The following is a 9,428-nucleotide window of genomic DNA, read 5'->3' on the forward strand; positions in this document are numbered from 1 at the left end:
GTGCCCCCCTCGGTCCGGGTGGTCCCGGCGGGCCGCACGGGCCGGGTGGGCCCCACGGCCCGGCCGGCCGGGGCGGCCCCCGCCCGCGTTGGGGCCGGATCGGGCTGGTGGCGGGGGTCGCCGTCCTGGTCCTCGCCCTGCTGGGCGGCCTCGGTGCCTGGTTCTACGCCCGGGGCCTCAACGACGACCTGGCCCGGACGGACCCGTTCTCGCAGATCACCGGCGGTCGGCCGGCGAAGCAGGTCGAGGGCGCGATCAACATCCTGCTGGTGGGCACCGACTCGCGTGACCCGGACGCGCCGCTGGACAAGGAGAGCCAGTGGCGGGCCGACACGATCATCGTGATGCACATCCCGTCCGACCATAAGTCGGCGTACCTGGTCTCCATCCCCCGGGACCTCTACGTGCCCATTCCGGAGGGGCCCCAGGCCGAGTGCGGTTCCGGGCAACGGGCGAAGATCAACGCGGCGTTCGCCTTCGGCGGGCTGCCGCTCGCCGTCCGTACCGTCGAGTGCTTCACCGACGTGCGCCTGGACCACGTGATGGCGATCGACTTCGCCGGTTTCAAAGAGGTCACCGACGCTCTCGGCGGTGTCGACCTCACCGTCGAGCGGACGATCACCTCGATCCACCCGCCACGCCGCAAGTTCACCAAGGGCGTGAACCACATGAACGGTGCGGAGGCGTTGGACTGGATCCGGCAACGAAAGCAGTTCCCGGACGGGGACTTCGCCCGGATGCGACACCAGCAGGAGTTCCTCCGCGCCCTGATGGACAAGGCGGCCAGTGGTGGCACGCTCAGCAATCCCGCGAAGCTGAACGCCTTCCTCAAGGCGACCACCGACGCGGTAACCGTGGACCAGGGTTTCTCGCTGGTCGACATGGCGCTCCAGTTCCGGCATCTGCGGGGCGAGAACCTGATCTTCGTGACCAGCCCGCACAACGGCAGCGACATGATCAACGGAGAGTCGGTGGTGGTCTCCAACCGGGAGAAGGCGCTGGCGATGTACCAGGCGATCGCGGCGGACAAGATGGCCGACTGGGTACGTGCCAACCCGCCGGCCGGCCAGTAGCAGCCGCAGGGACCGAACCGAACCGTCACCGGTCCTTGGCGGGCAATACCCGCTGGGGGCCGGTGACGTACCGAAGCTGATTCATCCGGTCGGGCGCAGTGTCGCCGGCCGATCGGTCAGAATTCTCGTCGACCGTACCGGCCGCAGACCGGCAACGATCGGCGCGGATGAGCGAAACTGTCCGGATAATGGCGCACACATGAACTCGCCAGGACCGGTTCCGATCCGTACAGTGGGCAAGCCCCCTGACTGTGCGAGCTGGAGCAGGCATGCCGGTTGACACCCGCCGTCGTCCCCCGTCGCTGGATCCCGGCGCCCCTGCGCGGGCAGCGGTACGCCCGAGTGGCACCGGGGGCCGGTCCGGAGCTGACGGCAGAGCCAAGCGGCCCCGACGCAAGGACCCCCTCTGGGCCCGAATCATGGTGATCGTGGGCGCGGTGCTGATGATGACCAGCGGGGTGGCCATCGTCGGCAGCAAGGCCCTGATCAGTCAGGCCACCGGGGACATCGAGCAGACCAACCTGCTCGGTGACGCCGGCAAGTCCGACGCCGAGGGTGGCAAGGACCTCAACGGCCCCATCGACCTGCTGCTGCTCGGCGTGGACGCCCGGGCCCGGCTCTCCGCCGACGACGTGCGGGCGGACACCATCATCATCCTGCACATCCCGGCCACCCACGACCAGGCGTACCTGATCTCCATCCCCCGGGACACCGAGGCGCACATCCCCGCCTTCAAGAAGACCGGCTACCACGGGGGCGTCGACAAGATCAACGCGGCCTTCCAGGCAGGTGCCCGCAACGGCGGCGGCTGGGAGGGCGGCGCCCAGCTCATGGCGCAGACCATCAAGAAGATGACCGGGGTCAGCTTCGACGGCGCGGCGATCATCAACTTCGGCGGCTTCAAGAAGATCATCGACGCGCTGGGCAGCGTACGGATCTGCGTGGCGCAGGAGACGAAGTCGATCCACATGTCGATGGTCGACGGCAAGCCGATGTGGAACGCGGACGCCAAGAAGACCGGCAGGAAGATGACGCCGGTCGTGCACAAGAAGGGCTGTCGGGAGATGAAGGGCTGGGAGGCCCTCGACTACTCCCGGCAGCGCAAGGAGCTGAAGAACGGCGACTACGACCGGCAGCAGAACCAGCAGCAGCTGATCAAGGCGATGGCCAAGAAGGCCACCGAGGGTGGCGTCAACGTGGTCAAGCTCAACCGTCTGATCAAGGCCGCGGGTGAGGCGCTGGTGCTGGACACCGGGGGCGTGGACGTCGCCGACTTCGTCTTCACCATGCGTGGCGTCACCGGCAACGAGCTGACCCTGCTCCGGACCAACGGCGGCACCTTCGCCACCGGCGGCTCGGGCCGGGAGGTGCTGAACGAACAGAGCCTGGAGATGTTCCGCGCGGTCAAGGAGGACCGGCTCGCCGAGTTCGTCTACGCCAACCCCGAGGTGCTCTCCGACCGCAAGTAGCGGCGCCCGGCACCGGTGGCTGCCGGATGTTCCGGAAACACCATCAACCGGGCGGACCGGACCGTAGCCTGACGTGAGCAGGTCTCACGTACCAGGCTCCGGGGGGATGTCACGGCCAGGTTCCGACGAGCGACGTCGACGCGTACCGGATCGGGTGCGGGCCGACGACGGACCCCGCGCTGGGCGCGTGGCCTGCTCACCCTCGGCGTCGCGCTGGTCCTGCTCGCCGGCCTCGGCGTGGTCGGCCTGCGGCTGCTCACCGACCGGTACGACCGCACGGTCGCCCGGGAACTCCTGCTCGACCCGACCGCCCGGCAGGAGCGTACCGACCTCTCCGGTCCGCTGAACTACCTGCTCATCGGCTCCGACCGGCGACCGGACAGCAACAGCCCGGAGACCCGGGCGGACACCATCCTGATCGTGCACCTGCCGGCCGGACTGGGCCGGGCGTATCTCATCTCGGTCCCCCGGGACCTGCTGGTCGCCATCCCCGCCGCCCCGGGTCACCCGGGCGGCAACGACAAGATCAATGCGGCGTACCAGCACGGCGGCGGCGGTGAGGGCGGCGCGCGGCTGCTCTCCACCACCCTGTCCCGGCTCACCGGTCTCCGGTTCGACGGTGCCGCCCTGATCGACTTCGCCGGGATCCAGCGGGTGGTCGACATCCTCGGCGGGGTACGCCTCTGCCCGGAGACCGAGGTGCGCTCGATCCACACCGGGCACGTCTTCCCCGCCGGCTGCCAGCAGCTCACCGGAGCACAGGCCCTGGACCTGGTCCGGCAGCGGTACGACCTGCCGAACGGCGACTACGACCGGCAGCGCCACCAGCAGCAACTGCTCCGGGCGATGCTGGACCGCGCCGCCGCGACCGACCTGCGCGGCAACCCGGCCCGGTTCGACCAGGTGCTCCGCGCGGTCGGCTCCTCGCTGACCGTGGACACCAACGGGGTACCCCTGGACGACCTGGTCTTCACGCTGCGCGACCTGCGCTCCGACGCCCTGCTCGGGGTGCAGGTCCCCTCCCACCCGCAGACCATCGACGAGGTTTCCTACGTCCTGCTCGACCAGGGCGGAGGCGGGCTGTTCGAGGCGGTCCGGGAGAACCGGGTCGAGCCGTGGGTCCGGAGCAACCAGCGGTGGGTGAATCCGCTGTGACCGGGCCGGGCATCTAGGCTTGGTGACCGTGTTCGGACCAAAGGTGCCCTCCGTTTCCGCGTCCGCCGTCGGCGACGACGCCTACCTGCTCGACGTACGCGAGCCGGACGAGTGGACGGCCGGGCACGCGCCCGGCGCCCACCACCTGCCGATGATGGAGGTACCGGCCCGGCTCGCCGAGATCCCGACGGACGCCGACGTCGCCGTGATCTGCCGCTCCGGCGGCCGGTCCGGTCAGGTGGTGGCGTACCTGATGCACCACGGCTGGGAGAACGTCCGCAACGTCGAGGGTGGGATGCACGCCTGGGCCACAGCCGGCCGGCCGGTGGTCACCGACGACGGCCGCCCCGCCCACGTGCTCTAGGCCCCGGGTCGGTCGTGGTGCCCGCCCCCCTCGTGTTCGCCCACCGTGGCTCCTCCGCGGACCTGCCCGAACACACCCTCGCCGCCTATCTGCGCGCCCTCGACGAGGGTGCCGACGGGCTGGAGTGCGACGTCCGCCTGACCCGGGACGGCCACCTGGTCTGCGTACACGACCGCCGGCTGGACCGGACCAGCAACGGCCGGGGCCGGGTCAGCGCCCGTACCCTGGCCGAGCTGGAGGAGCTGGACTTCGGCTCCTGGCACCCGGGCTGCCCGCCCGGCGACGACCCGGACACGCCGCCGGACGGCGCGCACACCCGGCTGCTCACCCTGGAACGGCTGCTCGACGCGGTCACCGCCGCCGGCCGGCCGGTCCGGCTGCTGATCGAGACCAAGCATCCCAGCCGGTACGGCTCGACGGTGGAACGGCGACTGGTCGAGATGCTGCGCCGGTACGGGCTGGACGCCCCCGGGCCGGGCGATCCGGTCCAGGTGACCGTGATGTCGTTCTCCCCGCTGGCGGTACGCCGGGTCCAGGAACTCGCCCCGGCCCTGCCCACGGTACTGCTGCTGGAGGTGCTGCCCCGCTGGCTGCGGCTGGGGCGGCTGCCCTTCGGGGTACGGATCGCCGGCCCCGGGATCAACCTGGTCCGGGCCCGGCCGCAGCTCGTACCCGCGTTGCGGGCGGCGGGCCACCGGATCTACGTGTGGACGGTGAACGAGCCGGCCGACCTGGACCTGGTGCTCGAATCCGGCGTGGACGGGGTCATCACCGACCGGCCCGCGCTGGTCCTGCAACGGCTGGGTCGGTAGGGGTGCCGGGTCACGTCGGGACGTACCCGGCCGGTGCCGGGGTGTCCCCGACCGCGCCGAACGGGCAGACTCGGAGCATGCCGGAGCGCCCCGACTATGCCGCTCTCCTCGCCGGGCACACCGTCGTCATCGAAATGATCAATTCCGGTGACGCCGGCCTCCCGGTCCTCACCCAGCTGCTCCACCTCACCCAGCGGTCGATCGGTGCCGCCGGCACGGCCTTCGTCGAGTACGGCCCGGCCGGCGGGCGGATCATCGCGGCGACCGGCGCCACCGGTTGGGCGCTGGGCCGTCCGGTGCCGCTGGACGACCCGACCGCCGACTGTCTCTTCACCGGTCCCCGGGTCCAGTCGGTACGGGTCGGCGCGCTCAACGGCGAACTGGCCGCCGAACTCGACGGCCGGGGTCTCGGCCGGATGATCGTGGCCCGGGCCGAAATCGGCGGGGTGGTGGTGGGCAGCCTGCACGCCCTGCACCCGGGCAGCGAGGATCCGGGCTGTCCGGAGCAGTTGACCGTGGTGGCGTACCTGGCGTCCTGCATCGCGCACATGTACGGCGACCAGAGCGGGCTTCCGGTACACGGGGACGGGCCGGTCGTCGCGGCCCTCGCGGACGGGCTCGCGATCATCGACCGCGACGGTCAGGTCCGGCTCTGGAACCCGGCGGCGGCCAGGATCACCGGTCGGCCGGCGGCCCAGGCGCTGAGCCGGCCGCTGCCGTTCCCGATGCCCCCGTCCGGGCAGGTGCTGGACCACCGGCTGCCCGACGGGCGGTGGATCCGGATCACCTCCGGCGAACTGCCCGCCCCCGGTGTGCACCGGGTGGTCACCTTCCGGGACATCACCGGGCAGCAGCAGCGCGACCACGACCAGGATCTCTTCGTCGCGGTGACCAGCCACGAGCTGCGCACCCCGGTCACCGTGATCAAGGGATACGCCGACACCCTGACCAACCACTGGGACTCGCTGGACGAAGCCGACCGGCGCAAGGCGGCCCGGGTGATCGGGCAACGCGCCGACGAACTGGCCCGACTGGTCGACCGGCTGCTCTCCTCGACGGCGGAGAGCGGCCCGATCGGGAACGCACCGGCCCTGTTCGACCTCACTGCCGCCCTGCGGGCCGCAGTGGACGACCTTCCTGCGGACCTCCGGCACCGGTTGACCCTCGACCTGCCGGCGGACCTGCCCCGGGCCCTCGGTGACCGGCACAGCCTGGCCACCACCCTCACCGAGCTGGTCACCAACGCCGGCAAGTACTCCCCGGCCGGGTCCACCATCGGGATCAGCGCCGAGGCCGACGAACGGACGGTGGCGTTCCGGGTCAGCGACCGGGGCATCGGGGTCCGCCCCGAACACGTCGAGCGGGCGTTCGAGCGGTTCTGGCAGGGGGAGTCGGGTGACCGGCGCCGATACCCGGGCGCCGGTCTGGGGCTCTACCTCGTCCGGCGGATCGTGGAACGACAGAATGGCTGGGTATCCCTCCGCCCACGTCCGGGTGGCGGTACCGTCGCAGAGGTGCGACTACCACGCGGGTGAGCCCGTGGGGAGGGACGACGGTGGTGGCGACGTCGGATGAGCGTTCGTGGTGTGTGGTGGTGCCCCACCACCCGCGGGGTGCCCGGCTGGCCCGGCACCGGCTCGCCGACGAGCTGACCGGAGTGGTGCCACCGGACCTGCTGGCCGACCTGGTCGCCGTCCTCGCCGAACTGGTCGGCAATGCCGTCCGGCACGCCGAGCCGCTACCCGGCGCAGTGGTCCGGGTGGCGTGGCGGGTCGGTCCCGCCGCTGCCGGGGCGGCGTCGGTGCAGATCCGGGTCACCGACGGGGGTGCCGTGGCGACCCCCCGGATCCGGGCGGCCGGCCCGACCGCCGCCGACGGTCGCGGGCTGCACATCGTCGCCGCGCTCGCGGACCGCTGGGGGGTCGAGCGGGACGGTCTGGGGCAGAGCGTCTGGGCGGAGTTCTCGGCCGCCACGCCGGGCGGGGTGGGTCCGGACGTGGTCGCGGCCGGCCTGTCGGCGGCCGGATCCGGTGCCGGCACCCTGACCGGGCCCGTGGACGCTTAGGCTGTCTCGCCGTGAGCAAGCGTCGAAAGAACACCCGGTCCGCCACCGACAGCGCGCCCCGGCGCGAGAAGGTGCGGGACATCTTCAATCCGCGACCGTTCGAGGGGCTGGCCGACGAGCCGGAGTGGATCGCCCTGCGCGAGCTGGTGCCGGCCGCCTCGGCGCCGCTGCGCCTGAAGCCGGAGCTGGTCGAGGAGTACGGCGACCGGCCGGTCACCCTGGCCACCGTGCTGCCGATGGCGGCTCCGGCGATGACCAAGCCGGACGGCCGGGTGCTGATCGGCCTGCAACGGCACGTCCAGTCCGGTGACGTCTCCCGGGACCTCGCCGAGGCGCTGCTCTGCGCGCTGCGCACCGAGCCCGGCCGGCAGGTCGCGGTGCCGCCGCTGCCCGGTCCCGGCCCCCGCCTGACCGACGTGCTGGTCGACGGGCCGCTGGAGATCACCATGCACGACGGGTTCGAGTTCTGGCTGGACCCGGGCGCGACCGACGACCCGTCCGTCCAGGCGTCCCTGGAGCGCGCCAACGCGGCGATCTACCCGACCGTACGGATGACGGCGGCCCGGGCGGCGTACTGGTGCCAGGTGCCGGAGAAGGCACACGTGCGCTGGGTGCTGCCGGACGACGAGGACGCCGCCCTCGACGCGCTGGCCCGGCTGAGCGTCACCGGCACGTTGACCCTGGGCGAGGGGACGAAGTTCGCCGGCATGTTCCGGGCACACGGCCGGCTCATCCCGGTCTGGGACCTGCCCGAGCAGACCCCTGCCGAGGAGTGGGAGGGGCCGGTGGCCGGGTTCGCCAAGCGGTACGCCGAGGCGCTGGCCGATCCGGCCGTCCTGGACGCGGCGGGCCGGCGGGCCCGGCACGGACTGCTCGGTCGGCAGCTCACCCTGCGCTGACCCCGGCCGGCTGCCCGGCGGACCACTGTCCGGCTGGGCGGGCGGCCGGGCCGCCGGCGGTACCGCTCAGTCGGTGCCCACCGGCGCCGGCCGGAGCGGCTCCCGCACCAGTGGGCAGGACATGCAGCGGGGTCCGCCCCGGCCGGAGCCGAGTTCCGAGCCGGCGATCTCGATCACCTCGATGCCGGCACGGGCCAGTTGGGCGTTGGTCTCCACGTTGCGTTCGTAGCCCACGCAGAGCCGGGGCGCGATGGCCAGGGTGTTGTTGCCGTCGTCCCACTGCTCCCGTTCGGCGGTCACCGGGTCGAGCCCGGTGTCGATGACCCGGAGCACGTCGAGGTCCATCGCGTCGGCCGCCGCGCGCAGGAACGGGGCGGGCCCGTCCACCTGCGGCTCGCCGTCGGATCCGGCGATCACGGTGTACGCCGAGAGACTGCCGGCGACGTTGGGGTACATGAGCACGGCGTCGACGTCCACCATGGTGCAGACCGTGTCCAGGTGCATCGTGGCGCGTTCCTGGGCGATCGGTACGACCAGGATGGTGTGCGCCAGTCCGGCGGCGAAGACCCGGCGGGCCAGGCGTTCCGCCCCGGCCGGTGTGGTGCGTTCACCGACCCCGACCGCCACCACCCCGGGCGCGAGCAGCAGCACGTCACCGCCCTCCAGATGCTCCAGTTCCGGCCGGTAGACCAGTTCGGTGCCGGAGAAGCGCGGGTGGTGCCGGTAGATGGCACCGGTGAGGGTGGTCTCCCGCCGCCGGGCGGGCATGGCGAGGCTGGTGACCCCGGCCCGGTCGCCGACCCAGAACGACGAGTCCCGGGTGAACAGCAGGTTGGGCAGCGGGTCGATGACGAAGTCGTGCCGGTCCATCAGGGTGTAGACCAGCCCACCGGGGCGGTCCCAGCTGGTGTGCAGTTCCTCGTGGGCGAGGCCGGCGATCAGTACGTCGGCCAGGGCTCCCGGGTCGAGGTAGGTCAGGTGGTCGGCGACCCGCCGGCGCAGGGTGTCGCCGAGCCGGGGGTCGTCGAGCACGTGCTCGGTCAGCTCGGCCCGGGCGTCGGCGACGGCGAGTGTCTCGGCCAGCAGGGTGCCCAGGTAGAGCACCTCGACGCCGTGCTCGCGCAGAGCGCGGGCGAAGGCGTCGTGTTCCTCCTGGGCCCGACCGACCCAGGGGATGGCGTCGAAGAGCAGCGAGTCGTTGTTCCTCGGGGTCAGTCGGGCCAGCTCGGGACCGGGCCGGTGCAGCAGGACGGTGCCGAGCCGGCCGACTTCGCTGTCGACGTAATGGGCCACGTCAGCAGCGTAGGCCAGGGGGTTGGCACCATCTGGCAAAAGAGGCTTTGGTTGAATACGGCATTCATCCCTACTCACTCCGGCGCTTCAACTTGCAACTTGCCGGGACTGGCCACGTAGGGTAGTGATGACATAACTTCAAGGGACCTTTTGCCGGAGGTCACGATGACTGTGTTCCCAGCTCGCCGAGCGGTACCCACCGCACGAGCCCTACCCCCCGCCGCACCCGGACCCAACGCCGGGTCGGGACTGCTGGAGCCGGCCCGGCGTTGGGTCCGGGTGCGGCGGGGGGTAGGGC

General features: G+C 71.9%; 9 protein-coding genes. 8 read left to right on the forward strand and 1 reads right to left on the reverse strand.

Going from position 1 to position 9,428, the window contains the following annotated elements; all coding sequences use genetic code 11:
- The 8 genes from GSF22_RS25775 to GSF22_RS25810 all read left to right on the forward strand — a co-directional run.
- Positions 1–1,073 (forward strand): LCP family protein (locus GSF22_RS25775; protein ID WP_208816325.1); only part of this gene is annotated, 1,073 nt, incomplete at its 5' end.
- Positions 1,074–1,492: 419 nt separating this feature from the next.
- Positions 1,493–2,542, forward strand: coding sequence for an LCP family protein (locus GSF22_RS25780; RefSeq protein WP_439957805.1), 1,050 nt, complete (start codon positions 1,493–1,495; stop codon positions 2,540–2,542).
- A 237-nt stretch (positions 2,543–2,779) separates the two neighbouring features.
- Positions 2,780–3,697: an LCP family protein gene (locus GSF22_RS25785; protein ID WP_208816327.1), complete on the forward strand. Its 918-nt coding sequence runs from the start codon at positions 2,780–2,782 to the stop codon at positions 3,695–3,697.
- Positions 3,698–3,725: 28 nt separating this feature from the next.
- Positions 3,726–4,061, forward strand: coding sequence for a rhodanese-like domain-containing protein (locus GSF22_RS25790; RefSeq protein ID WP_208816328.1), 336 nt, complete (start codon positions 3,726–3,728; stop codon positions 4,059–4,061).
- Between the two features lie 17 nt (positions 4,062–4,078).
- Positions 4,079–4,873 (forward strand): glycerophosphodiester phosphodiesterase, encoded by a 795-nt coding sequence (locus GSF22_RS25795; protein ID WP_208816329.1) that lies wholly within the window; start codon positions 4,079–4,081, stop codon positions 4,871–4,873.
- Positions 4,874–4,950: 77 nt separating this feature from the next.
- Complete coding sequence (locus GSF22_RS25800; protein WP_208816330.1) at positions 4,951–6,408, forward strand: sensor histidine kinase; 1,458 nt, start codon at positions 4,951–4,953, stop codon at positions 6,406–6,408.
- A 53-nt stretch (positions 6,409–6,461) separates the two neighbouring features.
- Positions 6,462–6,938 carry an ATP-binding protein gene (locus GSF22_RS25805; RefSeq protein WP_439957806.1) on the forward strand — a complete coding sequence of 159 codons (477 nt, stop codon included), beginning with the start codon at positions 6,462–6,464 and terminating at the stop codon, positions 6,936–6,938.
- Positions 6,939–6,949: 11 nt separating this feature from the next.
- Positions 6,950–7,837 (forward strand): DUF5926 family protein, encoded by an 888-nt coding sequence (locus GSF22_RS25810; RefSeq protein ID WP_208816332.1) that lies wholly within the window; start codon positions 6,950–6,952, stop codon positions 7,835–7,837.
- Between the two features lie 66 nt (positions 7,838–7,903).
- On the opposite strand, the gene GSF22_RS25815 is transcribed toward GSF22_RS25810, so the two are convergent.
- On the reverse strand, positions 7,904–9,130 hold the full coding sequence (locus GSF22_RS25815; RefSeq protein WP_208816333.1) for an arginine deiminase: 1,227 nt from the start codon (positions 9,128–9,130) through the stop codon (positions 7,904–7,906).
- Positions 9,131–9,428 lie beyond the last annotated feature (298 nt).

This window comes from Micromonospora echinofusca, assembly GCF_017614955.1.
GTDB classification, from domain to species: Bacteria; Actinomycetota; Actinomycetes; order Mycobacteriales; family Micromonosporaceae; genus Micromonospora; species Micromonospora echinofusca_A.